At 66.1% G+C, this 26,477-nt stretch carries 28 protein-coding genes and 3 pseudogenes; 17 read left to right on the top strand and 14 right to left on the bottom strand.

What is annotated here, in order from left to right:
• Window positions 1–62: 62 nt before the first annotated feature.
• The gene (locus OH799_RS14215) at window positions 63–893 is read right to left on the bottom strand and encodes an alpha/beta fold hydrolase (protein WP_406280378.1); all 831 of its coding nucleotides are present in this window, start codon (window positions 891–893) and stop codon (window positions 63–65) included.
• An 855-nt stretch (window positions 894–1,748) separates the two neighbouring features.
• Window positions 1,749–2,654 (bottom strand): hypothetical protein, encoded by a 906-nt coding sequence (locus OH799_RS14210; protein ID WP_406282983.1) that lies wholly within the window; start codon window positions 2,652–2,654, stop codon window positions 1,749–1,751.
• Between the two features lie 382 nt (window positions 2,655–3,036).
• On the opposite strand from OH799_RS14210, the pseudogene OH799_RS14205 reads away from it, so the two are divergent.
• Window positions 3,037–3,228 (top strand): annotated as a pseudogene (locus OH799_RS14205) (IS982 family transposase); the annotation flags it as partial.
• A gap of 142 nt (window positions 3,229–3,370) precedes the next feature.
• On the opposite strand, the gene OH799_RS14200 reads toward OH799_RS14205, so the two are convergent.
• Window positions 3,371–4,231, bottom strand: coding sequence for a squalene/phytoene synthase family protein (locus OH799_RS14200; RefSeq protein WP_406280376.1), 861 nt, complete (start codon window positions 4,229–4,231; stop codon window positions 3,371–3,373).
• Window positions 4,232–4,546: 315 nt separating this feature from the next.
• Here OH799_RS14200 and OH799_RS14195 point away from each other — a divergent pair, with 315 nt between their 5' ends.
• Window positions 4,547–5,032, top strand: a complete 486-nt coding sequence (locus OH799_RS14195; protein WP_406280374.1) for a MarR family winged helix-turn-helix transcriptional regulator — start codon at window positions 4,547–4,549, stop codon at window positions 5,030–5,032.
• A gap of 20 nt (window positions 5,033–5,052) precedes the next feature.
• Window positions 5,053–6,294, top strand: coding sequence for an FAD-dependent oxidoreductase (locus OH799_RS14190; protein ID WP_406280372.1), 1,242 nt, complete (start codon window positions 5,053–5,055; stop codon window positions 6,292–6,294).
• A gap of 139 nt (window positions 6,295–6,433) precedes the next feature.
• Here OH799_RS14190 and OH799_RS14185 read toward each other — a convergent pair whose 3' ends face one another.
• On the bottom strand, window positions 6,434–7,324 hold the full coding sequence (locus OH799_RS14185) for a LysR family transcriptional regulator (RefSeq protein WP_406280370.1): 891 nt from the start codon (window positions 7,322–7,324) through the stop codon (window positions 6,434–6,436).
• Between the two features lie 125 nt (window positions 7,325–7,449).
• On the opposite strand from OH799_RS14185, the gene OH799_RS14180 reads away from it, so the two are divergent.
• The 3 genes from OH799_RS14180 (at window position 7,450) to OH799_RS14170 (ending at window position 10,253) form a co-directional block, all read left to right on the top strand.
• Window positions 7,450–7,896, top strand: a complete 447-nt coding sequence (locus OH799_RS14180) for a nuclear transport factor 2 family protein (RefSeq protein ID WP_406280368.1) — start codon at window positions 7,450–7,452, stop codon at window positions 7,894–7,896.
• A 94-nt stretch (window positions 7,897–7,990) separates the two neighbouring features.
• Complete coding sequence (locus tag OH799_RS14175; RefSeq protein ID WP_406280366.1) at window positions 7,991–9,178, top strand: NAD(P)/FAD-dependent oxidoreductase; 1,188 nt, start codon at window positions 7,991–7,993, stop codon at window positions 9,176–9,178.
• A 130-nt stretch (window positions 9,179–9,308) separates the two neighbouring features.
• Window positions 9,309–10,253 (top strand): sigma factor-like helix-turn-helix DNA-binding protein, encoded by a 945-nt coding sequence (locus tag OH799_RS14170; RefSeq protein WP_406282098.1) that lies wholly within the window; start codon window positions 9,309–9,311, stop codon window positions 10,251–10,253.
• Window positions 10,254–10,286: 33 nt separating this feature from the next.
• Here OH799_RS14170 and OH799_RS14165 read toward each other — a convergent pair whose 3' ends face one another.
• Both OH799_RS14165 and OH799_RS14160 read right to left on the bottom strand, forming a co-directional pair.
• Complete coding sequence (locus tag OH799_RS14165; RefSeq protein WP_406280364.1) at window positions 10,287–10,895, bottom strand: hemerythrin domain-containing protein; 609 nt, start codon at window positions 10,893–10,895, stop codon at window positions 10,287–10,289.
• An 11-nt stretch (window positions 10,896–10,906) separates the two neighbouring features.
• Window positions 10,907–11,749 carry an NAD(P)H-binding protein gene (locus OH799_RS14160; RefSeq protein ID WP_406280362.1) on the bottom strand — a complete coding sequence of 281 codons (843 nt, stop codon included), beginning with the start codon at window positions 11,747–11,749 and terminating at the stop codon, window positions 10,907–10,909.
• A 97-nt stretch (window positions 11,750–11,846) separates the two neighbouring features.
• Here OH799_RS14160 and OH799_RS14155 point away from each other — a divergent pair, with 97 nt between their 5' ends.
• Entirely contained in the window at window positions 11,847–12,332 is a 486-nt protein-coding gene (locus OH799_RS14155) for a MarR family transcriptional regulator (RefSeq protein WP_406280360.1), read from the top strand.
• On the opposite strand, the gene OH799_RS14150 is transcribed toward OH799_RS14155, so the two are convergent.
• Window positions 12,261–13,208, bottom strand: a complete 948-nt coding sequence (locus OH799_RS14150; protein WP_406280358.1) for an SDR family oxidoreductase — start codon at window positions 13,206–13,208, stop codon at window positions 12,261–12,263. The genes OH799_RS14155 and OH799_RS14150 overlap by 72 nt on opposite strands.
• Before the next feature lie 324 nt (window positions 13,209–13,532).
• Here OH799_RS14150 and OH799_RS14145 point away from each other — a divergent pair, with 324 nt between their 5' ends.
• Entirely contained in the window at window positions 13,533–13,937 is a 405-nt protein-coding gene (locus OH799_RS14145) for a hypothetical protein (protein ID WP_406280356.1), read from the top strand.
• A 229-nt stretch (window positions 13,938–14,166) separates the two neighbouring features.
• Here OH799_RS14145 and OH799_RS14140 read toward each other — a convergent pair whose 3' ends face one another.
• Window positions 14,167–14,544, bottom strand: coding sequence for a hypothetical protein (locus OH799_RS14140; protein WP_406280354.1), 378 nt, complete (start codon window positions 14,542–14,544; stop codon window positions 14,167–14,169).
• Window positions 14,545–14,651: 107 nt separating this feature from the next.
• Here OH799_RS14140 and OH799_RS14135 point away from each other — a divergent pair.
• From OH799_RS14135 to OH799_RS14120, 4 genes and pseudogenes are all read left to right on the top strand, one after another.
• Window positions 14,652–15,433: pseudogene (locus OH799_RS14135) on the top strand (NAD(P)/FAD-dependent oxidoreductase); the annotation flags it as partial.
• Between the two features lie 214 nt (window positions 15,434–15,647).
• The gene (locus OH799_RS14130; RefSeq protein WP_406280352.1) at window positions 15,648–16,115 is read left to right on the top strand and encodes an NUDIX hydrolase; all 468 of its coding nucleotides are present in this window, start codon (window positions 15,648–15,650) and stop codon (window positions 16,113–16,115) included.
• Window positions 16,116–16,133: 18 nt separating this feature from the next.
• Window positions 16,134–17,006 (top strand): SgcJ/EcaC family oxidoreductase, encoded by an 873-nt coding sequence (locus OH799_RS14125; RefSeq protein WP_406280350.1) that lies wholly within the window; start codon window positions 16,134–16,136, stop codon window positions 17,004–17,006.
• 343 nt (window positions 17,007–17,349) lie between these two features.
• A complete protein-coding gene (locus OH799_RS14120; protein WP_406280348.1) occupies window positions 17,350–18,108 on the top strand; it encodes a hypothetical protein in 759 nt (252 codons plus the stop codon).
• 131 nt (window positions 18,109–18,239) lie between these two features.
• Here the strand turns inward: OH799_RS14120 and OH799_RS14115 are convergent, their stop codons facing one another.
• Both OH799_RS14115 and OH799_RS14110 read right to left on the bottom strand, forming a co-directional pair.
• Window positions 18,240–19,523 carry an FAD-dependent monooxygenase gene (locus OH799_RS14115; protein WP_406280346.1) on the bottom strand — a complete coding sequence of 428 codons (1,284 nt, stop codon included), beginning with the start codon at window positions 19,521–19,523 and terminating at the stop codon, window positions 18,240–18,242.
• Window positions 19,524–19,895: 372 nt separating this feature from the next.
• The gene (locus OH799_RS14110) at window positions 19,896–20,288 is read right to left on the bottom strand and encodes a DoxX family protein (protein WP_406280344.1); all 393 of its coding nucleotides are present in this window, start codon (window positions 20,286–20,288) and stop codon (window positions 19,896–19,898) included.
• Between the two features lie 318 nt (window positions 20,289–20,606).
• Here OH799_RS14110 and OH799_RS14105 point away from each other — a divergent pair, with 318 nt between their 5' ends.
• Window positions 20,607–20,735 carry a hypothetical protein gene (locus OH799_RS14105; RefSeq protein WP_406280342.1) on the top strand — a complete coding sequence of 43 codons (129 nt, stop codon included), beginning with the start codon at window positions 20,607–20,609 and terminating at the stop codon, window positions 20,733–20,735.
• Window positions 20,736–20,781: 46 nt separating this feature from the next.
• On the opposite strand, the gene OH799_RS14100 is transcribed toward OH799_RS14105, so the two are convergent.
• Complete coding sequence (locus OH799_RS14100) at window positions 20,782–21,390, bottom strand: TetR/AcrR family transcriptional regulator (RefSeq protein WP_406280340.1); 609 nt, start codon at window positions 21,388–21,390, stop codon at window positions 20,782–20,784.
• A gap of 72 nt (window positions 21,391–21,462) precedes the next feature.
• Here OH799_RS14100 and OH799_RS14095 point away from each other — a divergent pair, with 72 nt between their 5' ends.
• Window positions 21,463–22,068: a maleylpyruvate isomerase family mycothiol-dependent enzyme gene (locus OH799_RS14095; protein WP_406280338.1), complete on the top strand. Its 606-nt coding sequence runs from the start codon at window positions 21,463–21,465 to the stop codon at window positions 22,066–22,068.
• Window positions 22,069–22,284: 216 nt separating this feature from the next.
• Here the strand turns inward: OH799_RS14095 and OH799_RS14090 are convergent, their stop codons facing one another.
• The 3 genes from OH799_RS14090 to OH799_RS14080 all read right to left on the bottom strand — a co-directional run bounded on the left by OH799_RS14090 (window position 22,285) and on the right by OH799_RS14080 (window position 25,019).
• Window positions 22,285–23,304: a MerR family transcriptional regulator gene (locus tag OH799_RS14090; protein ID WP_406280336.1), complete on the bottom strand. Its 1,020-nt coding sequence runs from the start codon at window positions 23,302–23,304 to the stop codon at window positions 22,285–22,287.
• Entirely contained in the window at window positions 23,298–23,945 is a 648-nt protein-coding gene (locus tag OH799_RS14085) for a HEAT repeat domain-containing protein (RefSeq protein WP_406280334.1), read from the bottom strand. The genes OH799_RS14090 and OH799_RS14085 overlap by 7 nt, the downstream gene beginning before the upstream one ends.
• A 174-nt stretch (window positions 23,946–24,119) precedes the next feature.
• Window positions 24,120–25,019 (bottom strand): GNAT family N-acetyltransferase, encoded by a 900-nt coding sequence (locus OH799_RS14080; RefSeq protein ID WP_406280332.1) that lies wholly within the window; start codon window positions 25,017–25,019, stop codon window positions 24,120–24,122.
• Window positions 25,020–25,067: 48 nt separating this feature from the next.
• Between OH799_RS14080 and OH799_RS14075 the strand changes: the two are divergent.
• From OH799_RS14075 to OH799_RS14065, 3 genes and pseudogenes are all read left to right on the top strand, one after another.
• Window positions 25,068–25,193: pseudogene (locus OH799_RS14075) on the top strand (recombinase family protein); the annotation flags it as partial.
• A 131-nt stretch (window positions 25,194–25,324) separates the two neighbouring features.
• Entirely contained in the window at window positions 25,325–25,978 is a 654-nt protein-coding gene (locus tag OH799_RS14070) for a hypothetical protein (protein ID WP_406280330.1), read from the top strand.
• A 3-nt stretch (window positions 25,979–25,981) separates the two neighbouring features.
• Complete coding sequence (locus OH799_RS14065) at window positions 25,982–26,347, top strand: hypothetical protein (RefSeq protein ID WP_406280328.1); 366 nt, start codon at window positions 25,982–25,984, stop codon at window positions 26,345–26,347.
• The last annotated feature ends 130 nt before the right edge of the window (window positions 26,348–26,477 follow it).

Raw genomic sequence — 26,477 nt, 5'->3', positions numbered from 1 at the left:
GTTGTGGTGTAGTTCGATTGAACGGATGCTGGTGGAATAATGTCCTGTTGGCGCCCGGGTATTCAGATTGCTCTCGGCGAACCCTCCTGGTCGCGGGACGCTGCCGTCTCGCGTACGGCATCGGCGATGGCGCGGAAGTCCTTGCGCAGGAGGGCGCCGTGGTTGCTGGCGACCTTCGCGCTGACGCGGATGTTCGGGTTGCGGGCAGTCACCGCATCGAGGCTGGTGCGGATCCGTTCCTGCTCATCACCGCGGCTTCCGAAGGACGTCCCCGAAGCAACCACATACCGCACCGGCACGGTGATGCTGTCCAGCAAGGGGCCCAGCTCCCGCTCGCGGGAGAGCCTGCCGAGCTCGATGTTGCTGTTGGCCTGCTGTTCGGCGGTCATCCGCGGGGTCAGCCCTGTCGGGCGCAGCAACGGCATGAACCACCCCAGCCGCTTGAACAGCTTGCGGATCCGCTGCTCCATGGCCTCGTCCAGCCAGTCGTACGGGAACGCGCCGTCGACCAGGACGGTGCCCACGGCACGGTCCGGATTCCGGCCGGCCCAGTGTGCCGCGACGACTGCCCCGTAGGACCAGCCCACCACCAGCGCCCGGTCCACACCCCTGGCCGCCAGGATGGCATCGACATCCCGGACGGCAGCTTCGAAGGAATAGTCCGCCGAACGCCGCGATTTGCCGCGAGCCCGCTCGTCGTAGGTGATGTGCCGAAGCCCGGGACCGAGTTCAGCGATGACCCTCCGCCAGTACCCCTGAGTGGCGAACTGGCCATTGAGGTACACCACGGGGACACCGGGACCGCCGGTGTCGGTGACAGCCAGGGCCGTATCGTCGACCGGCACCATGCCGGTCCATTTCGACTTGATCGAGGAAGTGCTGTTCTTCGTCATGGCAGCAACTATCAGCGTCTGTCCTGACACCACGCTGACGCCACCCTGACACGGCCACTGACAACGGTGCTCCATCTGGTCGCGCCAGGCCAGGGCGTTGCGCGGCCAAGGGGCCGTATCCGGGTGCGGCCGGACTTCCAGGAGTAGCGATGAGTTTCGCCACATTCAAGAGTTCATCTACCGGCCCACTCTGCATGGCTGAGTCCGTCGATCGACTCGGCGCCTTCTGCGACCGATCAGATCCTCGGTCGACCACTCCTGACGTACTCCGGCACACTAGAGGAGTAATTCCAAGGTAATTGGTGCGCCCACCGTGGCGTTCCAGGTCCAGCTTCCCTTTCAGGGTCTGATTGATCGACTCGACGACTTGGCGCAGCGGTTTGAACAGGGCGGTACCGGGCCGTTCGAGCTCGCCTTTGCGGGTCGGCCGCAGCAGTTGCAGCCCGGTCGCGGTCAGTTCGGTTTCGAACCCGGCGCGCCTGGTTCTCTGGGAGTTCGAAGTCCTCGACCGCGACCTGCCGGAGGCAGAGATGACCGGCGGCGATCTCGGCGGCAGCGTTGGTCTTCGCGAGAGCGATGCTCCGCGCGGAGCGGTCGATCATGAGGATATGCCCGTCTCCGATTCGCCTCGCGACGGCTTGGCGGCGGCACCGGAGCCTCCACCGATCTCGAGGACCCGCATCCCGGCTCGCAGAGGAAGAGCCTCGACGATCGCTTCCAATCGTGGGGACAGGGAACTCATATCGGACCATCCTCACGCAGGGCGATGGTCCGAACAACCGGTCCGGCGATTCGCGGCATGTGACCGATCCCCTGCGATCGCGGACTTGCCGGTGCCGACCTATTTGCCGCCGGTTACCCTCCGAGCCGCTGCTCGAGTTCCCGGATACGTGCCCGGTACTGCTGCTGTTTCTCGGCAATGGCGGCATATTCCTCTTGTTTCGCCTGCTCCCACTTGTCGGTTGCTCGCTGCAGATTGGTGTACTCGCTGCTGATTGTCTCGAACATATCCAACAGGCCGGGCAGGTGGATTCGCATCCAGTCGACCCTTTCCCGTTCCGTAACGTCGGATTCCAGGATCGCGCGGGCGCTGTCGATCAAGCCCTGATGCTCATCGGGGTGTGTCGGCGGTGTTCCTCCGCTCTCATGGCGTACCCGGTCGGAACCGGCGCTACCGACCGTCCGCGCGGAGGTGAAGCCGAGCCCGAAATCCTTGCCCAGTTGATCGAGCTTGTCCGGATTGCCGAAAACGGCTTCTCCGGACCAGTCGTCGGATCGGGGATGCACGGGGCAGAAGCGCTGGGCAGCACCGGGGTCCAGCGTGTGCAGATAGGTGGCAAAGGTGAGCGAGGCTTCCATTTCCTCCCGTTCGCCACCGGGGTACACGGGCCACGATACGGTCGTGTCGTTCCAATCGAACTGGAGTTCCCATTTCGTGCTGTTCTCGACCAGTCGCACGTTGGTGACGGATGCTGTGCCACGGGTACAGGAGGCAATGGATTCCAGTTCGTTCCTGTACCACTCCAGCCGCGCGTCGTCGTCGGTCTCGCCGATCCCTTCGAATCTTTCGTAATCGAATGCGTATCGAATCCCGAGTTCGCTCAGCAGGCTGCGCAGGGCGTCTCCGGGGGTGTGGCCGTAGTAGCTCAGCGGTTTGTCGAGCTCGGCTGCCTCCCAGGTCTTTCCGGGCGTGGTCGCATCGATGAGACCGAGTTCGACGATTCGATCGACTACTTCGCGAATGGTGCGTTCCGGTGCCACGATTCTCCTCAGAACAGCTTCCTCATGAACGGATCCGGGCAGGAGCTTATCCAGAGTTCGCGGGAACCGCTCCTCATCCGCCCGGCGGCGGTTCTGTCGCGCTCCTCGTTCGATGCCGGTCACTGCTGGTGGTCGAGTTGGTGTCGGCATCGGACTACATCGCTCGCCATCTTGCCGAGCTGAACCAAGTCGATCAGTGCCTCGACGAGTCTCCGCGGGTGTAATCGGCCGCGCGCCAGGCCAGCGCTGAAATCGTCCGTTGGGGTTGCCGGAAACCATGATCGGCAGCACCGAGGCGTCCACGACGCGCAGGTCGGCCACGCCGCGAACGCGCAGGCACGAGTCGACCACCTCGTCGTCCGGTGCCGCCCTGTTCAAACCGCTGCGCCAAGTCGTCGAGTCGATCAATCAGACCCTGAAAGGGCAGCTGGACCTGGAACGCCACGGCGGGCGCACCACCGCTGGAGTCACCGTTCGCGTGCTGCAACGCCTCCTTGCGCTCACCGCCGCCATCTGGCACAACGACACCACCAGCGCACCGGTCCACCGCTCACTGATCGCATACGACCACTAACCACCGGGTGGGCAGCCCGCTCCGCGGGCTGCCCACCCCTTAGAATTACTCATCTAGACGAATCAGTCCGAGCGCGAGGCTATTCTGCGGCTCGAGCGAACGGGTAACTCTCATCGAGTGAAAGACGCTCGGTGGGCGGTGATCAACGACCGTGCAGCGGATCGCCGCTGCGGACGCGGTTGTGATGGGCGCCCCGACCAGCCTGGGCTTCGGTCGATGCACCCATACGACGGGAACGCACCAGCAGGGACAGGCTCGCCACCGGGCGGTCGTGATGGGGACGGCGGATGACAGCGACCCCACGGGTCTCGACATCGTCCAAAGCGTTGTGGACCAGACCGATGACAAATCGAAAAGCTGGGCGGTAGCCAGGGTCGATGTCACCGAGGACACGTTCACCCTCTACGAGTGTGGCACGCGCGGAACTCGCTGTGGCCGATAGCAACGCCCGCACTCCAGGGGTGTCGCGTCCCTTCTCCAGGTCCGCACGCGTCACACCGTGCCGGTCGAGGGCGGAGACCGGCAGGCACAGCCGCCCGTCGCGCAGGTCCTCGAACAAATCGGTGAGGTCGTCTGTCCGCTGCGCCGCGTCCACGAGCAAGCGGACGGAGGATATGAAGCGTTGCTCAGGGACCAGAAACGGCACAACCCCGAAACCAAGCATGAAAGACGGCACCGAAACTGTATCTAGGTAACGCTGGAAGTCTGCCTCCTGAGCAAATCCCGCGAACTCCAGTTCGAGGCGCGTGCCCGCCAGATACGCGTCGATCCACTCGCGCGACAGATTCCGCAGACCGGCGGAGTGCAGATACGCACGCATCAGCGGATGCCCCGAGCTTCCGGTGTCCAGCGCCGTGTTCACATGGTCGGCCCATTCCTCGAACCGCTGTGTCCGCCCCTCGACAGGGCCGGTGTCGCAGAGGTCATCGGTGTAGCGCGCGAACGCCGACGCCGCGAATATGTGCGGCTGTCCCTCCGGCGGAACTAAGGTCCGCAGTGACACCCAGAGATTGAAATGACTGCGCCGCCAATGCCGCGCCGCAGCCGAAAAGTCGGCACGCGCCGAGTCTCCCCGCACCCCTGCCGCATCCAAACAACGTCGCCACGTCCGCACGAACACGCCCCTAAGATCGACAGTCACACAAGGGATTTCGACTGTACCCCCGCATTCGCGCCGAAACTGTGGATTCAAGGTTGTTCCTACCCGACGCGATAGGACCCGATCCTGATCAATCCAGCAAGACCGCGGCACCCCACGCCCAAGGCCCGGATGGGGCTCAGCTATTTGCTTCAACGAAACAAGTGATATACTTGATTCATGAAAGCAAATAAGCAGCAGGTGTCGGAGCTGACGCGGATGACCTCGCGCTTCGCCGAGGCGATGCGGCTAGGTACCTCGCGGGCGTTCGACCCGGTGCGGGTCGGGGTGCTCCAGTGCGCGGTGGAGTCCGGGCCGGTGCGGGCCGGTGAGATCGCCGAGCGGCTGGATGCGTTGCCGTCGTCGGTCACCAGACATGTTCGTGCCCTGGTTGATTCAGGTCTGGCGCAGACCTCGCCGGACCCGGCCGACGGGCGTGCGGTGCTGGTCGAGGCCACCGACGCCGGCCGGGCCGAGCTCCAGCAATTCCTGGAAGTGGGAGACGAGGTATTCGGCGCGGTGATCGCCGACTGGTCCGCCGAGGATGTCGTCACCCTCACCCGGCTGCTCGACCGGTTGGTCGAGTCCTGGTCCTCGCTCGGGGTTCGGCACCAGCAGCGGGCGGGCTCGCGTTATCCGAATCGGTTCGGCTGGAGCCGGATCTGACATCGATGGGCAGAAATTTTATGGGTACCAATCGTTCTTCGATCGCTATTGCCGGTGCCGGTCTCGCGGGACTGTGCCTGGCGCAGTCACTGCACAAGGCCGGGATCGAGGTGCAGGTGTACGAGCGGGACTCCGGACCGTTCGTGCGCCGCCAGGGATACCGCATTACGGTCGACAAACACGGCAGAGCGGCATTGCGGCAGTGCGTTCCCGCCGAATTGTTCGAACTGATATCGGCGGTCGCGGGCGCCCCCGGCGGATACTTCCGGATCACCAACAAGGATCTGCGCGACGCCATCACCTTGCACTTCGACGAAAACGTTCCCGACGGTGCGGGCCAGATGGATCGCCAGACGCTGCGCACGATCCTGCTGCGGGGCCTCGAGGACCGGGTGCATTTCGGCAAGGGAGCGGTCGGTGTCGAGGAGGACCGCGACGGTGCCGTGTTACATCTGGCCGACGGCAGTTCGACACGCACGGACTTGGTCGTCGGCGCCGACGGCATTGGCTCGGCGCTACGCGCGGCCACGCTCCCCGACCACGAACCGATCGACTCCGGCATGCGTGCGCTGTACGGCCGCACGCCGCTGCAGATCCGCGGCCGGTGCATGGTGCCGCCGGCTCTGACCAAGAGCGGAGTGCTGGCCGTCGGTGACAGGCCAGGACGATGCGCGTTCTTCACCTCCATGCGTTTCGGTGAGCAACCCGCGGCAGCCTTCGAGCGGCTGGCGCCCGGGACCCGCGCCCCTGTCGACGACGACTATGTGATGTGGGGACTGGTCTTTCCAGGCGCCGACAGTCCATTCACTGATCGCCAGCCCACACCGCCGCAGCTGGACGAATTCGCCGGCACCCTGGTCGGCGAATTCCATCCTGCCGTACAGGAACTTATCGCCGAGTCCCAGCCCGAATACACCATGGAGGTGAAACTCATGGCCGCCCCTCGCCCTCGTGGGTGGCGGATGTCGCGGGTGACGCTGATGGGGGACGCGGTACATGCGATGCCACCCGTGGGAGCCCACGGCGGCAATACCGCTTTGCGGGATGCGGCCCTGCTGGCCACCAAGCTGGAACATGCTGTAGCGCAAGGTGATCCACTCGAGCACGCGCTGTCGGCCTACCAGGCCGAGATGGTGCCGTATGCATTCCGAGCAGTCGGCGACGCAACCAAACAACTACGCCGCCTGACCGGGAGCAATCCGGTGCAACGATGGGTCCTGCTGCGCGCACTACCTCGGCTACATCGCGTCACCGTCCTCTGAGGCGAGCAGCGACAGTCTCCTCGCCGGCCGTCGCTGCTACCGCGGAAAGTATGTTGGTAAGGGCCGGCCCCGCTCCTGAGCCTCGACGCGCCCGACTGCGACCGGAACCAAAAATGGTCGAATGGCGGGTTCTGTTGGGTCACAGTTGGATTGGGCCGAAGTCGGCGGCGGTGCGGGCCAGGGCGCGGACCGCGGCGCTGTCGGCGGTGGAGCGCCAGGTCAGGGCCCATTGCAGTTCGGGGGAGTCGGGCATGGGCAGGAAAGCGATGCCTGGGGGGTTGTTGTAGCGGGCTGCGAGCTCGCCCAGCGGGTGGACGCATTGCCCGGACGCGACCAGGGAAAGGATCTCGTGGAAGGTCCGCGCGATCGGCCCGCGTGGGATGCGACGGCCCTGCGGTGTGTGGGTGGGGACCATGGACGCAACCCAGTAGTCGGGGGCGTCGGGACCGAAGTCGACAACACGGTTGTCGGCGAGATCTTCCAGGGACGCGGAGCCGCGTTGGGCCAGTGGATGGTCGGTGGCGACGGCCAGTACGCGGCGGCCGGTGAGCACGGTGGGGCCGACGGTGAGGTCGGGTTCGAGGACGGGTAGCCACAGCACGTTCACATCGTGTTCCCCGCTGCGGAGCGCGTTGAACGGGTCGGCGCCGTTGACCTCGCCGAACGTGACGCTGCTACCCGGATAGCGGATGCGGAACGTCTCGAACAGGGGCCGCAGTTCGTGGCCGGCGTGCCCGAACACTCCGATCTTGAGGGTCTGGCCTGCGCTGAGCCCGGCGGCTTCGGCGCGGGCGAGTGCGGCTTGGAGCAGGTCGTGGACTTGCTGCAGGTCTTCGCGCAGGCGCCGGCCGACCGGTGTCAGCTGCACGCGGCGACTGGTGCGTTCGAACAGTGCCGTGCCGATGCGTCGTTCTTGTGTGCGGATGGCCTGGCTGACGCGAGCCTGGGACACGTGCAGGCGTTCGGCGGTGCGGCCGAAGTGCAATTCCTCGGCCAGCGTCAGGAAGATCTCGATATCGCGTAGCTCCACGAATAACTCCAGAGTTATCAATCAGTCCACGAAGCTTACGTTGATCGGTTGTCGGCCTGCCGCGAAGCTGGGTTTGTCACCGCGGCGCAGGCCCCGGTGGACAGACCGACAGAGAGGCCAACCCGATGAGCAACCCGCTGGTGATCGCGGACCGGGTCGAGATCACCGCCCTGTGTGGCGAGGTCACCGACGCGGTGATGATGCGTGACTTCGACCGTGTCGCATCTCTGTTCACACCCGAGGCGGTGGTGCGGTGGCCGCACATCGACAAGGAGTTCGTCGGGCGGCACGAGATCCGCACGGGGATCGAGTGGGGGCAAGGACTGTGGGAGTTCTTCGTCCAGAACGTCCACCCCGGCTTCCTCCGGCTCGACGGTGACACCGCTGTCGGTCGTGTCTATGTCGAGGAGTTCGGCCGAATGCTCGACGGTAGCTCGCACCGCAACTTCGCCCTCTACCACGACCGCTACCAGCGAACCTCGGACGGGTGGAGGCTCAGCGAACGCGTATACGAGGTCCGCTACCTCGACTCGACGCCATTGCCCGGTGCGCCGCTGGCCACCCACCACTGAATCCGAAAGTCCTCGACCCCGCCTCACCGGCAGTCACAGGGACGGGGCACACGGTGTCCTGTGCCCGAAACCCGCACCAAACAAAGGAAAGACAATGAACAAGTACGAAGTCGTCGTGGTCGGTGGCGGATACGCCGGCGTGATGGCCGCCAATCGCCTGACGCAGCGCGACGACGTCAGGGTGACCGTGATCAATCCCCGCCCGGTCTTCGTCCCGCGGCTGCGGTTGCACCAGTTGGTGGGCGAAACCCACGAGGCGGTCGTCGAGTACCAGGACATCCTGGCCGAGGGTGTCGAGCTGGTGGTCGACAGCGTGAAGCGGATCGACGCGGCCGAACGCACGGTGGTACTGACCGACGGCGGTACGATCGGCTACGACTACCTCATCTACGCGGTGGGCAGCGGCAGCCCTACGCCGCAGGTGCCGGGTGCGGCCGAGTTCGCTTACCCGGTAGCGACTTTGGAGGCGGCACAGCGGTTACGGTCGGTACTCCTCGACACGCCCATGACGTCCGCGGTGACGGTGATCGGGGGCGGCCCGACCGGAGTCGAGACCGCCGCCGAGCTGGCCGAGCAGGGGCGCGCAGTCACCTTGGTCTGCGGTGATGTCCTTGTTCCGTACCTGCATCCCAAGGCACGGCGCACGGCCCACAAGTACCTCGCCAAGCTGGGAGTGACCGTCATCGAGGGCTCCGAGGCGGCCGTCACCGCGGTGACCCGGGAGGCCGTGCAGCTCGGTGATGGCCGGACGCTGGCGAGTGACGTGACGATCTGGACGGCGGGCTTCGGGGTGCCGGATCTGGCCGACCGTAGCGGGCTGCGCACCGATGCCGCCGGGCGTCTGCTCACCGACGAGACCCTGACCAGCGTTGACGACGAACGCATTGTCGCGGCGGGCGACTCCTCGGCACCGTCGAATCTGCCGTTCCGGATGAGCGCCTACGTCGCCTACTGCCTGGGCGCGCACGCCGCCGACACCCTGCTACGCCGGATCTCGGGTGAGCAGACCTCGGCGATCGACCTGTCGTTCATCGCCATGTGCCTCAGCTTCGGGCGGGAAGCCGGGATCTACCAGCTCGGTCATAAGAACGAGACCGGCATGCGGCTCTACTTCAGCGGGTCCATGGGCAAGAAACTGAAGGAAATCGCCTGCGAAGCCGGCATCAAGCACCTGGCGACCGAGGCCCGCAAGCCCGGCTCACACCGCTGGTTGAAAGACGGCAAGCACCGGCCGGCGCTGCTGCTGGCCCAGCGCGAGAACACGACCGTATCGGTCGGGTAGGGCACCGAAAAAGCCGTCATCGCACCCGGCGATGGTCACTCGGCCACCCTGTGCGGCGGTGCCTGCGCTCGCAGACGCCGCCGCACAGGGCGGCCGGACGCCGGACCTGACGACAACCGGAGAGGACTGCATGAACACCACACCCGAACCCGGTGGGCGGCAGACAGCGGACCGGAACCGCGGTGACCACGCCGCGATCGAGTCGACCGAAACGTTTCTCGCGCACCGTAACCTGCTCTTCACCGTCGCCTACGAAATGCTCGGATCCACCGCCGATGCCGAAAACGTCCTGCAGGAAACCTGGCTGTGCTGGCGGAACATCAACTCCGACCAGGTCAGCGACCCGCGCGCCTACCTGGTTCGGACCCTCACCCGCAGGTCCCTGCATCGGCTGTGGTCGATGAAATGCCGCGGAGAATCCTCAGCCGGCCCGTGGCTGCCCGAGCCGCTGCCGACCACTGCGGACACCGCCCACCATGTCGAACTCGCCGAGAGCATGTCGATGGCATTGATGCTGGTCCTCGAGGCACTCTCGCCGACCGAGCGCGCTGTGTACGTCCTGCGTGAGGCGTTCGACCTCGGTTACGACGAGATCGCCGACGCGGTCGGCACGACCACTGCCGTGGTCCGTCAGATCGCGTATCGCGCCCGCCGCCATGTCACCGTCCGCCGCCCCCATCGGGTGGTCTCCGCGGACCGGGCCCGTGCGGCGGCGGAATCGTTGCAGCGTGCGCTCGAAACCGGAGAACCGCAGGTCCTGCTCGAGGTCCTGGCTCCCAACGTCGTCCTCGTCTGTGACGGTGGCGGCGTCGAACGGGCCGCGATACGGCCGGTCACCGGCGCCGTCAAGGTGGCCCGCTTCATCGTCGGCGGGCTCGGTACGAGCGCGGTATCGCTCACCGGCGAACCCGTCACCGTCAATGGCACTGCGGCATTGGCGGTTCACGTCGACGGTGAACTCGACGGCATCCTGGCGATCGGTATCGACGGAGACCGCATCGCCGGCCTCTACTTCGTCCGCAACCCAGCTGAACCGACCGGTATCGAATCCGAAAACCACCTGACCTTGCGGTGAACCACCGACCCGGATTCAGCCACCAGGTCTCGGTCAGTGCCGCCACAGCTCCCGGTTGCGGTATCGGCTTTCCCAGAACAGCTTGTTGATCGCCGCGACCGGGCCGGGCATGGCGGCCAGGAAGTGTTGGCGCTGTTCGGGTGTGGTCGAGTCGAGGACCCAGGGGACGTAGGCCGCCGCGCCGGAGGGGCCTTGTTTGCGGGCCATCGCGCCGCGAAAGGCGTTCCAGTCCTTGGGCGTCAGCACGTCGTCGATGAGCGGGAGGGCGGCGGTTTCCTCGTGGGCCATGTGGTCGGTGAGGATTCGTGTCAGTGTGTGGACGTGTTCGGCGAGGTCTGCGGAGTGGGTACGCAGCGCCTTGTCGACGGCGTGCAGGGCAGGGTCGAGGGAGGCGTGTTCGGCTTCCATGTCGGCCATGAGGGCGGTGTCGGCGGGGCGGTCGGTCAGGCGCGCCAGCACCGGGGGCCAGAGGGCGGCGTCTTCGACGGTGTGGTGGACGTGGAGTTGGCGGGTGAAGTTCGCCCAGCCGGCGTGGACGCCGGGGGCGTCGGCGCGGCCGGCCGCGGCGGCGGTGGCCAGTCGGGTCAGGTCGCGGCGGAAGGCGTCGTGGGTGGCGTACATGATGGTGAAGTCGATGGACATGATCGACCCTTTCAGCGAGTGAAGGCGGCGGCGTGTTCGGCGGCCCAGGTGGCGAAATCGAGGGCGGGGCGGCCGAGTAGCTCGGCGACGGTGCCGGTGGTGGGACCCGGGACGCGGGCGTAATCGGACAGTGAGCCGAGCAGCCGGGCCGGGACCTCCTCGGGCAGTCCCTGCGCCCTCATTCCGGCGCGCACCTGGTCGGCGGTGAGTTCGAGGAACGACAGGTCGCGGCCGGTGAGTTCGCCCAGGATGCGGACCTTGTCGTACTGGGTCAGCGCCTCGGGGCCGGTCAGCAGGTAGTGGCGGCCCGCGTGGCCGTCCTCGGTCAGCGCGCGGACCGCGACGGCGGCGATATCGCGCTCGTGGATAGGCGAGGTGGCGGCCTTGCCGTACGCGCCGCGTACCACGTCGCCGGCGCGCAGTTGTGGTGCCCAGGCCAAGGTGTTGGCGTCGAAATCCGCGCAGCGCAACGACGTCCACGCTAGCCCCGATGCCTCGGCCGCAGCCTCCAATGCCCGGAATCCGGCCACGAACCGCGGCTCCCCGGCAGGGTGCTCGATCGTCGACGCGGAGATCACGACTACCCGGCGCGCTCCGTGATCGAGTGCGGCGGAAAGGATTTCCGGTGCCGAGGCGATGATGGCGCGTGAACTCAGCAGTACCCCCTCGACGTCGTCCCAGGTTTCGGCGGGAATGCTCGGCACCGAGGGATCGGCCCCCACCACAACGGTTCCCCTCGGCATCCGTGCCTGTCCGGGGTCCCGGGTCACGGCGGTGACGGCTGTGCCGGTCGCCCGTAGCTGCGTGACGACTTCCCGGCCGATCGTTCCGGTGGCTCCGATGATGACGAACATGGTTGGCCTTCCCTTCTTCTCCGGTGGGTCGCCGATCCGGCCCTACCAATGTCGTAAGATACGAGAATCATATTATTTAATTTGGCTTGGAGATGATATGGATTCCGTAGAAAATCGGAGTGATGCTCGTCACCGACGACGCCTGACCGCCCGCGTCAAGGGCTCGCTACGCGATGTGCGCAGCCAATTGGCGCTGCTCAACCGGCAGGTCGGCACCCGCCTCGACCTCAAGGACATCGACTTCGACTGCCTGGACCTGATCAACAGCCATGGCCCGCTGAGCCCCAGCGCCCTGGCCAAACAGGCCGGTCTCCACCCTGCGACGCTCACCGGAATCCTGGACCGCCTGGAACGCGCGGGCTGGATCATGCGCGAACGCGCCACCGGCGACCGCCGCGCGGTCGTCGTCTGCTCCCGCCCCGAGCGGCTCGGCGAGGTCTACGACCTGCTGTCAGGAATGAACACCGCCGTCGACAACCTGTGCGCCGACTACACCCCCGACCAACTCGGACTACTGGCCGATTTCCTCGACCGCGTCATCATCGCCGGTCGCGAGGCCGCCGAGGGTCTCGCCACGGATTGATGTGGCCCCCGCGGTATGGCGATTGATGAACGCGGAAATGTTCTGGGAAACCCAGTCGCGGAACGTCTGAGCTGGAGACCGGGTTACCTGAGCAACTGTGTCACGGACCGCCAGCAACTCGTCGTTGGTGTCAGCGCCCATGACATCGAGAAGCGCGTCGGCTGTTTGCGGTCCCATGCCCGGAATCATCCGTTCGCGCGCTTGCGTACGGCTGATCTCGGTGACCGAGAGTGGATGTCCGAGGACCGAAGCGATGGTTTCGACCTGCTGGCGAGGAGTTATCAGCTCAGGTCCGGTCAGGGCGTACTCGCGTCCTCGATGCCCGGGTTCGGTCAACGCCGCACGGGCCACGCGCGCGATATCACCGGGATGAACGGTGGGCAGACCGACGTCGGCGAAGGGAACCTCCACGCCACCGCGTTCACGGATCGAGTCCGCCCACCACAAGGCGTTGGACGCGAACTGAGTGGGGCGCAAGATGGACCAGTCCATGCCGCTGGTCTCGAGCAGTTGTTCCACGGCGGCGTTCTCCTGCGCTGGCCTCAGATGGGGATGCGTTCGCACAGTGATCGACGACACCAGCACGACATGCTCGACGCCCGCACGCTGGGCCGACGACAGGATGCCGGCATCGTCCCCGACGCGTGACACGAGGAACAACGCGGTCGCACCCTCGACCGCGGACCGCAGCGAGTCCGCATGCTCCAAGTCGGCCTGGAAAGGCTCAACCCCTTCGGGCAGCCCGGCGGAGGTTGCGTTGCGGCTCGCCGCTCGCACGTGGACCTCACCATACTCAGCCAGTTGTGTCAGCAGTGCTCTGCCGATGTTGCCAGTCGCGCCGGTCACCAGAATCGTCTTCGCCGACTTGTTGATCACGGATGCAAAGCTAGAACCTCAACATCAGTTCAGGTCAAACGATCTGCCGCGACACGGCGCTCCGCGCGACCGCCAGCCTCTGAGTCCACGGCGGACGCCGTGACCTATTCGTGACATTGGGGTGGGCAGCCTGGTCGTAGGCGGGTAGCGTCCTGCCCTGCGACAGCCCCCCGGCGGCAAAGGCGCCGCCGGGGGGCTGTTGTCCAGTCCAGCCGCCCCGGTCCGTCCGACCGCTCGGGCCGCGGTCGATTCACCGGACCAGATGAGAGCGCGCTCCAGCCAGGCGCATGTCCCCACCATCGGCATGCTGAGAGTGTTGTGCTGATGGGAACAGACATTGACGGTGTTATCGAGAGTCGCTCGGCCGACGGGAGTTGGAAGGTGGAGATCGACCTGCTGGATCTCCGGCTGGGGCGGGACTACAACGCGTGGAACTGCCTGTTCGACGTCCGCGGGGTGGAGGATGTGCGTGCGCTCTTCTCCCGCAGAGGGTTGCCGAACGACGTATCGGATCTGGTGCGGGAGATGAGCACTGACACTGACAACGACTACCAGCACGGCCATACGTACGCCACGTGGGCTGAAGTCGCTGCGGTCGACTGGGGCGCGCCGCTTGCCGACGGGCCTGCCTTTTGCTGGGCGGGCGACTGGCGCAAACCGGAAACTGATGGCAGCGGCCTCGATCCGGAGATGCTGGCTGGCCACGAGGGCGCCGCCGCGTTCTGGTGACACCTACGAGCTGGTCTACCGGCGCCGTGACGAGATCCGAACCCGATGTGGCAGGCCGATCACACCCAACTCGACATCCTGGTCCTCGACACCGGGACCACGCGCCGGCCGTGCCTGACGGTGGCGCTCGACGACTACTCCGCGCGGTGCCCGGTTACACCGTCGGGTTGGTGCGCCCTCGGCGTTGACGTCGGCGGGAAGGTCGCCCGCCCGCCGCACGAGGGCCGGGTCAGCCCCCGGCCTCCCACACTGGCTCGGCGGCGGCCAGCGCCGCCGCGAGGTACGGCGGCAGTTCCTCCTCGGCGGCGACCGCATGCACACCGGGTTTCCGGAAGACCATGTGGTGCAAGGGCGTTCCCGCGGCGACCACGACGAGGTGGACCCACGCGGCGGGCTGGGTCGCGCCGGGGCCGGGTACCCGCCACGTGCGTAGAACCCGCCGCACCGCGGGTAGCCGCGCGGCCCAGGCCAGCAGTCGCTCCTCGTGTTCGGGCGGTCCGGCGGCGCCACGCGCGGTGAAGGTGTAACCGAGCGGCTGCTCGTCGGCCACCAGCATCGGGGTCCGGTCGGTCGCCTCGGTGAACAGCAGTGCGGGGGTCGCCGTCATCCAGCGCGGACGTGGCGTCCGCGCGCGCCTGGTCGACGTTGCCGATCGAAGTGACGTATGTCACATCTGGTCGTGTCATGTTTCGGCTTCCGCGGTGTCTTGAAGGCATGACTGAACACAACACACGCCACAAGGTTGTTGTCATCGGCGGCGGGTACGCCGGAACACTCTCGGCCAACCATTTGCGGATGCGCGGCGATGTCGACATCACGCTGGTCAATCCCCGCCCGACGTTCGTCGATCGAGTACGCACCAGTTCGCGGCCGGTACCGGCGCCGCAACGGTTGACTACAGCACGCTGCTCGGCGAGGGCATCGAGTTGGTTGTCGACAGCGCGACGCGCATCGACACCGCCGCCCGCATGGTGCGGCTGGCGTCGGGTCGCGCGTTGGGCTACGACTACGTCATCTACGCGGTCGGCAGCACCGCAGCGATACCGTCGTCTGTGTCCGGCGCGGCCGAGTTCGCCTTCCCCATCGCTGAATTCGAGTCCGCGCAGCGGCTACGCGCCCATCTGGACGAGTTGCCCCTCGATGCTCCGGTCACCGTGGTCGGCGGCGGACCAACCGGCATCGAGACGGCCGCCGAACTGGCCGAACAAGGACGCACAATCACGCTGGTATGCGGCGCAACCCTGATGCCGTCACTGAGCGCGCCGGGACGCCGGTACGTCGCCAAGTGGCTGTCCCGGCACGGTGTCACCGTCCCCGAGGCCGACGCGGTGACCGAGGTCCGGCCGGATGCGGTCGTCTTCGCCCACGGCGCGGTACGTCCGAGCGCACTCACCATCTGGACGACAGGTTTCGGCGTGCCGGAGTTGGCGGCCGAGAGCGGGCTGCAGACCGACGCGCTCGGCAGACTACTCACCGACGAAACGCTGACAAACCTACTGAGAGAAACCGCCGGAAACACCGTTAGCGAGATAGTCCCACCCCTTCACACATCGAACCCCGTTGGCGTCCTGCAATTCTGTGACTTGCAGGGATAAATGGCGATGTTTCGCATGGTCAGATGGCGCAGATGTGGCTACTGTCCGGGCATCCTCGATGAGGCTGTGGCACGGTAACCTTCGGCAGCGCCATCGGGTCGTGGAGGTTGTGGGGATGAGTTTCAGGTTGGCGGCCTACGCCGTATGCATCGAGGATGGGCAGGTGCTGCTCGCTCGGCATATACCGGCCAGCGGTGAGACCAACTGGACTCTTCCGGGCGGCAAGGTCGAGCACACCGAAGACCCGTTCGATGCGGTGACCCGGGAACTCGCTGAAGAGACCGGCTACCACGGAACCATCGAACGCCTGCTCGGCGTGGACTCGAGGGTGATCTCCGCCGCGGCCTCGCATTCGGGAGCCGAGCACCAGAATGTCGGGATTTTCTACCGAGTCCGTGTCACCGGCGGCCAACTCCGCCCTGAACCCAACGGTGCGACCGCCGAGCCGACCTGGATCCCGATCCCCGACGTCGACCGCCTGCGCCGGTCCTCGCTCGTGGATATCGGCCTCGCTCTGGCTCGGACGCTTCCGCCAACAGGTCATGTCGCTGCCGCGCCAGTCGGTGGTTTGGTTCAGCACTGAGGCGCGAGGCGTCTGGCCATGATCCTGCTGCCGTGGGTGTCTCGCGAACGTTTTCGATCTACGACGCCGCGCGCCTCGCGGCGAAAGCGGGCCGAGACAGCGGAAATCCTCGACACCACCGTCGTATCGGTGAACTGCTCCCTGCAGCGGGCGCGCACTCGCCTGAGGGAGATCAGGGTCGGGCTGGAACGGGTCAGCGGACCGTCCGCGGGCGAGCCGCGCGCCTGGGGCGAGCGCTACATGACGGCGTTCGCGCACGCCGACATCGAGGGCCTCGAGCGTCTGCTCACCGAGGACGTCATCATGGAGATGCCGCCGATGCTCAACTGGTTTTCCGGCCGCAGCAACTACGGCCTGTTCATGGAATGGGTCTGTTTTCTTTTCAGCGAACGCGATGAGTTCGGACGCCGCCGCCGGTATGTATTCCCGAGGTCGCCGGAACACTCCAGGCGAACCGATCAAACAAGGGAGACTCCGATGACGAACAATCGTGGCGCAGACGAGGCCGCAATCCAGGCTGTACTGGCGGATTCCTACAAGGCGTGGGAGGCGGGCGACGCCGACGCCATGGTCGCCAACTACACCGCAGACGCGACCGCCATCATGACCGGCTCGCTCCGCGACAGCCGTGAGGTGATCCGCCAGAACATGGCACTGGCCTTCGAGGGGCCGCTCGCGGGCAGTTCAACCTACAACAAGCAGCTCAGCATCCGCTTCGTCGGCAAGGACGCCGCGATCGTCATCAGCGAATCCGCCATCCTGTTCGCCGGCGAGACCGAAGTTCCCGCCGACGAGCGCAAGGTGAACGCGACCTGGGTCTTCGAGAAGCGCGACGGCCAGTGGCTGATCGCCGCCTATCACAACAGCCCGGTACTAACGCCTGCCCAGTGAGCCGCGGCGTGAACCAGCCACCTCGCTGACGTACGCGGCCCTCATCCGCCAATGCGGAGGAGGGCCGTCCGTCGCGGTCATGCCCGCCGCGCAACTGCGGATCCATTCGCACTGAATTCGGCTACTCGAGACTGGTGTCAGGGCTTGATCCCGGCCAGGATCGAGTTCCAGGTGCTCGGTGGGAGGCTCCCTGATCGGCTGCCCCCGGTTTCGTTTTGGTGTGGCTCGCTCGCTGAGCTGCGGACTGAAATTCCATTGTGCTGCAGTACCGATGAAGTGATCGAATATCACTATGGCCGGTATGAGGATCACGGTGTGTCTCCCAGCGCGTGAGGCTGTGCGGGTGGAGGCGGCGGTTGCGGACGCGATGGCACCCTTCGAGATCGACTACACACGTGGCGAAGAGCTCGACATCTGGGATGCTTGGCGCATCACGGGCGGCACCGTGCACGGTGGCGGGTTCAACGTTCTGCCCGGCCATGAACGAGACTCCAGGCTGATCCATGAGTTTCCGAGCCGTTGGTTGACCAATTCCACAACGACCCCCAACGACTTCGGCTGGTGCGCGGGCGGGCCTCGCGAGCTTCTCGATTTCTCGGCGTCGCGGGAAGAAGCGGCCGAGTTGGCGGACGCGGCCTGGCGGCAGTGGCGGGAACTGGCCGCGGAGTTGCCTGCGCCCCGACCTTGGGAGTTCTACTATGCTCGCCAACAGGTTGATCCGGGGGCATATTCGACCGAGCAGGCATCGGCGGACTACTACGGCCAGCCTCTTGCTCGGGCCTTCAAGGACTACCTGCAGACGCTGCCCATCAAACGCTACTCGTTTTGGTTCTTCAGTTCGGACCCCCTCATCAACGTCGGATCCGTCGGCCGGGAGGAGTTCGTCGCGAGCGAGGTGGAAGGGGCCCTCCGCCGGCGCAATCTCCTGTCGTTGGAGGGCTGGTGGTACGAGGACGGCAGTCCGGGGATCCACGGCGCCTGTGACAGTACTGCCGACTGCCCGCACGAACCGGAGCTGCCCGCCGGCTACGACCGCATCGACCGCTATCTGACAGCTCTGCCCGGCGATACGCTCCTGGTGAACGTGCGCTGCCACGTATGACCACGAGCACCCCGCTCGGCACAGTCGAAAGACCTTGGTAGACAGGTTGTGCACGCTCATCGGCTACATGAGCGGACGTAATCCGGCGAGCCTACCGAAGCGTCATCTCTCTCGACACGTCGATGTGACGTCTACGGCTTGGCCGACGAGGTGATCAGCGGTTCGGCCGGGGCCCCGGAGTCCGGCACCCCTGCGTAGTCGGGCAGCTCGATGCCGTTGATCGCACGCTCGATCAGCTCGAGGTCCCATTCGACGTCGGGCTCGGTGCCCGGCTCGACCTGCGGCGCGGGGACGGTGAGGCTACGAGCGTGCAACCGGCCGATCTCCTGGTTGGCCTCGACGAACGAGCGCATCCGCCGCTCGTAGCCGGCGAACCCGGCCTGCGGGTCCCATCCGGCGGCGGCCAGCTCTCCGGCCAGCAGGTAGGCGCCGACAAGGGCCAGCCCGGTGCCCTGCCCGGACATCGGCGACGAGCTGAACGCCGCGTCCCCGAGCAGCCCGACCCGCCCGTTCGACCAGCGGTCCATCACCACCTGGGCGACCTGGTCGAGGTAGAAGTCCGGGGTGTCGTCCAGGTGCGCCAGGATGCGCGGGGTCAACCAGCCCATGCCGGCCATCCGCTCGCGCAGCAGGCGCTTCTGGGCCTCGACGTCGCGGTAGTCGACATCGAAGTCCCCCGAGGGGAAGGAGAACATGGCCATCGCCCGAGTGGCGTCCTGGATGGGCCGCAGGCCGGCGGAGCGCCCGGACTCCTGATAGTCGATCAGCCAGCGGTCCAGCCCGAACTCGTTGGGCACACTGTAGAAGGCCAGCACGTGCCCGAGGTGGCGGACAAACCGCTCCCGCGGCCCGAAGACCATCGCTCGCAGCGCCGAGTGCAGCCCGTCCGCCCCGACCACCAGGTCGAAGCGCCGCCGGTCGCCGCCTTCGAAGGTCACGTCGACCCCGTCCCCGTCCTGGGTGAGCTCGGCGATCCGGTCGCCGAAGATGTACTCGACACCGTCGCGGGTGTCGTCGTGGAGCACCCGGGACAGGTCCCCGCGCAGGATCTCGATCTCCGCGATGTACCCGTCGCCGCCGTCGTCGTCCGCGCGGAAGATCTCCAGCACGTTCCCATCCGCGTCCACGGTGTGTGCGCCGGCGGTCTCGGTACAGGCCGCGCGGACCGCTTTGTCCAGCCCCATCCGCCGGATGACCTCCTTGGTCACCCCGCGCGCGTCCACCGCCTGCCCACCCGGACGCAGCTCGGCGGCCCGCTCCACCACGGTCACCTCGGCCCCTCGCCGGTGCAGCCAGTGGGCCAGCGCGGGCCCCGCGATGCTCGCCCCCGCCACCAACACCCTGGGACTGCTCACTGCGCCCCCCTGCTCACCCGTCCGGACCGTTTGCTCGTGCGCAGGGTTGTCGACGCTCATCATTGCCTCCATGTGCTTCTTCCCGCACTGGAACGGTCCCAGCACAGGCCCACCGCTGTCGGTGTATCCAGCGGTATCGACGGCGGATCCACACAAAATTCATCGGCGCAGCCGAGATCGTGTCCACGCTCCGGTGGTCTGGAAGGCCAGCACGAAGCTCGGGGTCGGGGTCGCCTGCAACACCGGCGGAAAAGGTGGGCAATACGTCGTCGCCCAGTACAACCCGGCCGGCAATATGGGGGCAACAACAACCAGTACTACCGGGAGAACGTGCAGCGCGGGTAGGGGTCGCGGGCGGTCTGGTGAGATCGCGTATTCGATTGTCGCGGACCGCCGAACCGCATGGCGCGACCCGCTGGCGACTTACCTGAATCAGCCGGTGAAGGACTCGGGGCCGAAGCGCCCCCAGGCCACGAAGGCGGCCAGAGCGAGGTAGCTGAGATTCAGCGCGACGTATTTGTACTGGCCGTAGCGGGCGTGGGTAATCAACGCGCCGACCATCAACAGGATCCAGCAGACGGCTGTTACCGGCACCATCACCGGTACGATGTCGAGCGCGGCGGGCAGGATCAGGCCGACCGCGGCCAGGATCTCGAGGACCCCGAGGGTTCTGACGAAACCTGCGCTTGCGTGCTGGGTCCATCCGCCGCCGGACTTCGCGCCCAGTTCGTCCAGCTTGGCCTTGGGCATAAACGCTTTGGTGGTGCCACCGAACAGGGAGAGGGCGGCAAGCAGCCCGGCAACGACCCAGAGGGCGAGGTTCATGAGCTTCTCCTTCAGGTGCAGGCGACTCGGGCTCGTCCTCGATCCGGCCGAGCCGTTCGTCGCCGACGGGCTGCCGGACGATGCCGTTCGTGGGCATCCGTGTCGGCTTCCCGATGGTGTAGCTGGTCGGGCATCAGACACCGCTGGCCCAGAGTGTGTGACAACCCGCTGGTGTGACGTGCGCCATCGCATGTACTGGGGTGCCGGTAAGAAGCACGCCACCTGAGGCAAAGGCAGGTCCCATGCCCGTACAGCTGAGTTGGGAACGAACGTCGTGATCTCCGGAAGTTCGTCCAGTTCGGGGACCGTGGCGAGAAAGTGGAGATAGCTGCCATCCTCGAGCCGGGTCGAGAAGGGCTGATCCGGATGGTCGTGCCCGGCTTCGACCGACAACTCGGGTTCATCGGCGAGCCACGGCTTCAGCCGATCCTCGATCTGCGTGAATGAGACTTGGGTGAGCCAATCGATCGGTCCTTCGGCGAGGCCGGAGTGGCTATGGTGACGGAGGCAGTCCGGCCGCGTTGCGCATGGCCGCCCGGCCGCGTTGGGCGGCGGATTCGTCATCGAGCAGCTGGATCTCCTGGTTGACCGCCATGGAAATGCCGATGAGTACGGTGGCGATCTCCTCGGGGGGGCGCCGCGATTCGGACGTTTCCTCTTGTGCCGCAGCGATTTCGGCGGCGAGAAAGGCGCGCCAGTCAACAACGACCGCACGCAGTCGGTCTCGTAGCATGCCAGGCCGCCCATCGAGTTCGGTCGATGCCGCGGTGACGAAACATCCTCCGGGAAAGGGGCATTCGGCAAGGTAGTCGATCCAGGCATCGATCAGTCGTACCAGGCGAGCCGCGCCGGGAGACATCTCCGCCAGCGGGGTGAGGACTGCTGCGCGAAAGATTCGGCCAGCCTGTTCGAGTGCGGCGTTCTGCAGATTTTCGCGAGATCCGAAGGGGTGGACCACACCTGCCTTGCTCATTGCGAGCCGGTCGGCGAGCGACCCGATCGTGAGACCTTCCAAACCGATGCATGACGCCTCCTCGACCGCGGTCTGCACGATTCGATCGCGAGTGCGGGCGGCTTCGGCGAATGAGCTGCGGGGAGACACCAAACCATCTTAGCGTCCGATCGTTCGCTATTCTTATAGCGAACGATCGGACGCTAATGAGAGAGTGTGCCAATGAGTGATCTGCTACGACTCGACGCGACGGCCTTGGCGCTGATCGCACACGATGTGGCCGCTGTTTCCGATACAGACCTGGACGCGCCGACTCCGTGCGCGGGCTGGACCGTCGCTGACCTCATGAGTCACATGAACGAACGCCACGAGGCTGTCATCGCGTCAGTGTTGGCTCCGATCGGCGACCACGCCGACAATCCCCGCGACGACTTCGCGCGTACAGCCGCACGGTGGGTGGTCGCGATGGAACAGACGGGCGATGTCGTGCACCTGCCGCAGCGCGGACCGCTGGCGACCGTCACAGTGCTGTCGATCCATTTCGTGGACATGCTCGTACACCGCTGGGACCTGTCCCGTGCGTTGTCGCGCCCTTGCCCGGTCCCCGACCGTCTCACCGCTCTCGCATTGCCGATCGCTCGGTCGATCACCGCGCCGGGCAGCGCACTCAACGGCCCGGATGGCGTCTACCGGCCCCCGGTGGAGCCGGACCAACCGCTGCCCGTACTGGACGCTATCGCAGCCCTTCTCGGCCGTGATCCCCACTGGGAACCCCGCCGCCTGGTGCCGGGCCGGACGCAACAGGCGATCAACCACGGAAAGGGCTAGCGCCGGCTACCGCCCGATAGTGGGAGAATGCGGTCGGGGCGGGCTTCGAGAAACCTTTTCGGCGCGAGGGATTACTGCATCACCGCGTGGATGATCATGTCGGCGTGGAGGTTGGGTGTGGTGCGGAGGGCCGGGTCGCTCGCTCCCGCATTGTGTCGATAAAAACTCTTTGCGGCTGGGGCCAGCTTCAGGATTCCCGGGCCTATCTGCGGTGTCTCAGGCTTTCTCGTCCAGCCGTTCTTCGAGCGTTTTCGCGAGAGCCGAGGCGATCAGGGCCACAACCCGATCATTGTCGTAGGCCAGTTGCTGCAGGATTTCCAGCGCGATAGTCCCCGGCATCTCGGCGAGTGCCTGGGTCAGTCGCATCCGCACCGCCGGGTCCGCTGCGTGTGCGGTGAGCTCGTCGACCAGCGCACCCAGGATCCAGTCTGCCCACTTCGCGTCCCGTGCCAACTTTCCCAAGAGCTCGGCCGCCTCGACATCGTTCGGGCCCTCGACCACCGTGCCGACGAGTGCCGGCACGGCCAGGGGCACGCCCCGCGCACCCAGCGCGAGCGCAGCATGTCTGCGGATCGTCGTGTCCGCGTCCCCGAGCGCGTCCGTGAGCACCGCGGTCGCCTCGTCGCCCGGTAGCTCCGCGAGCGCCAGGACCGCGCGGCGCCGGACGTCGACGTCTTCTGAGGCCATGCCGGATGCCACGCTCGTCACACCGTCGCCGCCGGCCCGCGCGAGGGCCCACCGCAGGGCCCCGGCAACGTTCGGATCGGTTTCGGTGAGGACCGCCTCGGCCAGCAGCTCGGCGGGCATCGACAGGTCCTCGGCCGGGGCGAGGGCGGCCTGCTGCCGCCGGGCGGCACTCTGCGAACCGAGTCCGTGTAGAAGCTCGACGATGCGCAGGACTTCTTGCCAACCGGAGGGCTCGGCCGCATCGACCATACGCAGATGCTCGAGGAGTTCTCGCTCCCGGTTCAGTCGTTCTTCGGTCTTTCGGATGAGGTCGCCGACCAGTGCGGAGGGCGTGAATCCGAGATCGTCGAGGGCGCGTCCGATTTGGCTCAGTGACAATCCCAGGGACCGTAGCCCCTCGACGTGGAAGATCCGCCGGATGTCGTCGGGGGAGTATTCCCGGTAGCCACCCACGGTGCGGCCTGTGGGTCGCACCAGCCCGAGGGTGTCGTAGTGCCTGAGCATCCGGGCGCTCACCCCCGAGCGGCGCGCCACCTCGCCGATCAGCACGCGGTTGTCTCCTCTCGATCCGGACCGAGCGCGACCACCCGTCTCGCTTCCTCAACTGCGAGGTCGAATCCGGCATCCGGGTCGCGCAGGAGCCGCTGCGTGGCGCTCGCATGCGCCCGCACCGTCGGGTCGTGGCTTGCCATCGCCGTCCGAAGGGTCGGCTCGACCACGTCTCCGAGCGTGACGAGGGCACGGCTCAGACTCCGCCGGACTTCTCGATCACCACGGCCGAACTGCATGGCCAGTTCCCCGGCCAGGCCTTCCTTCTGCCCGTCGGGCACGAGAACGACGGCAGCGCGCCACGCACTCCGCGCGACCTCGTCATCGGCGTCGTGCAGCAACGACCGCGTGATCGCCGACCAGGCGGTCGGGTCCCCGATCTTGGACAGAGTGTGCAACGCTTGGCTCCGGGCCTGAGCGCGCTCGGAACAAAGTTCCGCGAGGAGTTTCGGAACCGTGATCTCCGACGGGTGACGGGTCAGCGCCCATGTGAGCATGTCGCGCACGAAGAAGTCTGGCTCGACCGCGCACCGTTCGACGAGCGCATCGACGAAACCGGGCTCGGGATGCGTGCCGGCTGTCAGGGCCACCTCGAGCCGCGTTGACGAGTTCTCAGCTGCCAATGCGTCGAGTAATCGCATGTCCTGTGGACTCCTGTGTGTCGAGTTGATGGGGACCACCTCCGACTGCCAGTGAAGGCCTTGACACAGTGACAATGTCAAGTGCATGGGCGAGGCGTTGCCATAGGCAACGATCAGCTAGTGAGAACTCGGGTCCCGAATCCGGAGGGCGCAACCTTCATGTGGATGTGGTTTTCACTCTGACGATGATGTGGTGATCCGCTTCTCGAACCAGTGATGGGCGTACGGCTCCTCGTTGAAGGCGGCGATCTCTTGAAAGCCATAGAAGCGGTACAGGCTGATGGCGGCAGTGAGCGCTTTGTTGGTGTCCAAGCGCAGTGCATCGCAACCGTGCCGGGCAGCCTGTGCCTCCAGTTCGGCCAGGAACCTGCGGCCGAGGCCGAGACCCCGGACGTGGGGCGCAACCCACATGCGTTTGATCTCGGCCGCCCGATCGGGCGGCAGCTTCAGGCCGGCGCAACCGACAGGCTCGCCGTACAGCCGGGCGACCAGCAGCAGGCCGCGCGGAGGTTGCAATTCGCCCGCGTCAGGCAGAAGGCTCTGCGCAGGGTCGAAACCGGTCTCGAAGCGCTCCTGCAGCTCGGTGTAGTAGGAGCGCAGGCAAAATCTGGCGTCGGGGTGATCCGGAGCGACGGCGTCCAGCGTGACCGTCGTGGCGGTCAATAATTGGTCGACCTCGGTCATGGCGGCGACCAGCCGGGCGCGCTGGGCGGCGTTGAGCGGTTCGAGCAGACAGCCGGCCAATTCGTCGCTGCGGCGGTCGAGCACAGCGCGCTCAGCGCAGCCGGCGGCGGTGAGCCGAACGGTACGGACACGCCTGTCGCGAGGATGCGGCTCGACCGTCACCAAGCCGTCGGTCTCCAGGGAACGCAGCAGTCGGCTGACATACCCGGAGTCGAGGCCCAAACGCTCTCGCAACCACCGTACGTCCCGCCCTTGGTCGCCGATCTCCCACAGCAGCCGGGCTTCGCCGATGGGCCGATCCCGGCCCAGGTAGTGGTCGTGGAGCACGCCCACGCATTCGGTGACGGTGCGATTGAACCGCCGCACACGATCGATTTGTTTCGCATTCATTCTCTGACTCTAGTCAGGGAATGAATGCGTATCCAACGGGAGGTCGACGTCGAACGCACCTTCACCGACAAGGCTTCCGGGAAGGACACCGCTCGACCGCAATTGGACGAGCTGATCGAGTACGTCCGTGACGGCGACACGGTGATCGTGTACTCGACGGACCGGCTCGCCCGCGAGCCCAGCCCCAGCGTGAACGATCGGGTCTGCCTCCAGAGGTGGTGTAAAAGTTTGGCGCGGTGGGACAGTGGCGGGGAGGACCGTGCTCGACACACCATAATCGGAGATCCGCCTCTAGCATTCGGGGTATGCGCCGTAGCAGCTGGCTTCCGATCCTGATGTGCCTGACCGTGGTCGGCACCAGCGGATGTCTCGGTGCGGTCGACCGCGCGGACTTCGAGCAGCAGATACGCACACGCGGCGGTGGACTCGTCAACACACTGCCACGCGATGCCATCGCCGCACTCTCCAAGCGACTGGGCACCACCGACCCGCAGGCGAACGTCATCCTCCTCACCGCACCGAACTCGACCCAGTTCCGGCTGGTCCTGAACAATCAGCCGAATCAAGTGACACGGTTCCTCACCGGACGCGACGACCTGGCCACACGAGAACCCACCCTCCGCCTACGCATCCGCCACCCGGACCGATCCCGGCAACTCGACGACTATTCGTTCACCCTCGCCACACTCGGTTCCGCACAGCCGGTGCGGGTTTCGGCATTCGACGACCTCGACGGCGAGGGTTTCAACCTCAGCGAAGTGACCGGCCTGTCACAGATCGAGGACATCGTCGACACCGCCCGCACCCAGAGCGGACTTCCCGACGGGCAGGTGAACGCGATTGTGGTGAGCCGTTTCGGCAGCGAGATCCGGATAGTCACCAATGTGGTATCACCACGGTCGGAGATGATCGCCGAGTTCGACCGCACTGGCACCTTCCTGCGAATGCAGCAGGTGTAATCGATGACCCGATTCCTGGTGACCGCAGCCTCGACCGGTGTTGCCGCCGGCGTCCTCACCACAGTGGTTCCGGTAGCGATCTGGCCGGGCGAAGCCACATTGACCGCACCCCTCTTTTGTTCGTCCGCGACGGAGCCGATGGTCGTCTCGGACACCATGCACGATTCGGAGGGCACGTCGGTCAATTACACCCTGTACTGCGTGGGCGAGCGCGGCGCATTCACCGACGAGGGCTTCGCGCTTCCGATGCTGGCACTCTTCGGAGCACACGTCGTAGTGGTGACAGCGCTGGTGTTGCTGGCCAAACTTTGGACACGGTCACGAGCCGACCCGGCCGCGCAGTCGCCCGTCGATCCGGTCGAATACTGAACTGCCACACCAAATCTTTCCCCTCACAATCGTTACAACGGGTCCGGGCTTCACAAACGGGGTTGTAGGACTTCGAATTGCCTTGGTCGGTCTCGCCTCGTTCGTATCGTTCGGTGTTCCAGGCGTCGTA

Origin of the sequence: Nocardia sp. NBC_00881, from assembly GCF_045207455.1 — a bacterium.
Lineage (GTDB): Bacteria > Actinomycetota > Actinomycetes > Mycobacteriales > Mycobacteriaceae > Nocardia.
The sequence above is the reverse complement of the archived record's forward strand: the minus strand, read 5'-3'. Positions and strand labels throughout refer to the sequence as shown.

What these genes read in the sequence shown, in the direction of transcription:
- OH799_RS14215 (WP_406280378.1), bottom strand. Translation starts at nt 893, where the DNA reads ATGACGAAGAACAGCACTTCCTCGATCAAGTCGAAATGGACCGGCATG.
- OH799_RS14195 (WP_406280374.1), top strand. Translation starts at nt 4,547, where the DNA reads ATGAAAGCAAATAAGCAGCAGGTGTCGGAGCTGACGCGGATGACCTCG.
- OH799_RS14190 (WP_406280372.1), top strand. Translation starts at nt 5,053, where the DNA reads ATGGGTACCAATCGTTCTTCGATCGCTATTGCCGGTGCCGGTCTCGCG.
- OH799_RS14180 (WP_406280368.1), top strand. Translation starts at nt 7,450, where the DNA reads ATGAGCAACCCGCTGGTGATCGCGGACCGGGTCGAGATCACCGCCCTG.
- OH799_RS14175 (WP_406280366.1), top strand. Translation starts at nt 7,991, where the DNA reads ATGAACAAGTACGAAGTCGTCGTGGTCGGTGGCGGATACGCCGGCGTG.
- OH799_RS14170 (WP_406282098.1), top strand. Translation starts at nt 9,309, where the DNA reads ATGAACACCACACCCGAACCCGGTGGGCGGCAGACAGCGGACCGGAAC.
- OH799_RS14165 (WP_406280364.1), bottom strand. Translation starts at nt 10,895, where the DNA reads ATGTCCATCGACTTCACCATCATGTACGCCACCCACGACGCCTTCCGC.
- OH799_RS14160 (WP_406280362.1), bottom strand. Translation starts at nt 11,749, where the DNA reads ATGTTCGTCATCATCGGAGCCACCGGAACGATCGGCCGGGAAGTCGTC.
- OH799_RS14155 (WP_406280360.1), top strand. Translation starts at nt 11,847, where the DNA reads ATGGATTCCGTAGAAAATCGGAGTGATGCTCGTCACCGACGACGCCTG.
- OH799_RS14145 (WP_406280356.1), top strand. Translation starts at nt 13,533, where the DNA reads ATGGGAACAGACATTGACGGTGTTATCGAGAGTCGCTCGGCCGACGGG.
- OH799_RS14140 (WP_406280354.1), bottom strand. Translation starts at nt 14,544, where the DNA reads ATGACGGCGACCCCCGCACTGCTGTTCACCGAGGCGACCGACCGGACC.
- OH799_RS14130 (WP_406280352.1), top strand. Translation starts at nt 15,648, where the DNA reads ATGAGTTTCAGGTTGGCGGCCTACGCCGTATGCATCGAGGATGGGCAG.
- OH799_RS14125 (WP_406280350.1), top strand. Translation starts at nt 16,134, where the DNA reads ATGATCCTGCTGCCGTGGGTGTCTCGCGAACGTTTTCGATCTACGACG.
- OH799_RS14115 (WP_406280346.1), bottom strand. Translation starts at nt 19,523, where the DNA reads ATGAGCGTCGACAACCCTGCGCACGAGCAAACGGTCCGGACGGGTGAG.
- OH799_RS14110 (WP_406280344.1), bottom strand. Translation starts at nt 20,288, where the DNA reads ATGAACCTCGCCCTCTGGGTCGTTGCCGGGCTGCTTGCCGCCCTCTCC.
- OH799_RS14095 (WP_406280338.1), top strand. Translation starts at nt 21,463, where the DNA reads ATGAGTGATCTGCTACGACTCGACGCGACGGCCTTGGCGCTGATCGCA.
- OH799_RS14085 (WP_406280334.1), bottom strand. Translation starts at nt 23,945, where the DNA reads ATGCGATTACTCGACGCATTGGCAGCTGAGAACTCGTCAACGCGGCTC.
- OH799_RS14080 (WP_406280332.1), bottom strand. Translation starts at nt 25,019, where the DNA reads ATGAATGCGAAACAAATCGATCGTGTGCGGCGGTTCAATCGCACCGTC.
- OH799_RS14070 (WP_406280330.1), top strand. Translation starts at nt 25,325, where the DNA reads ATGCGCCGTAGCAGCTGGCTTCCGATCCTGATGTGCCTGACCGTGGTC.
- OH799_RS14065 (WP_406280328.1), top strand. Translation starts at nt 25,982, where the DNA reads ATGACCCGATTCCTGGTGACCGCAGCCTCGACCGGTGTTGCCGCCGGC.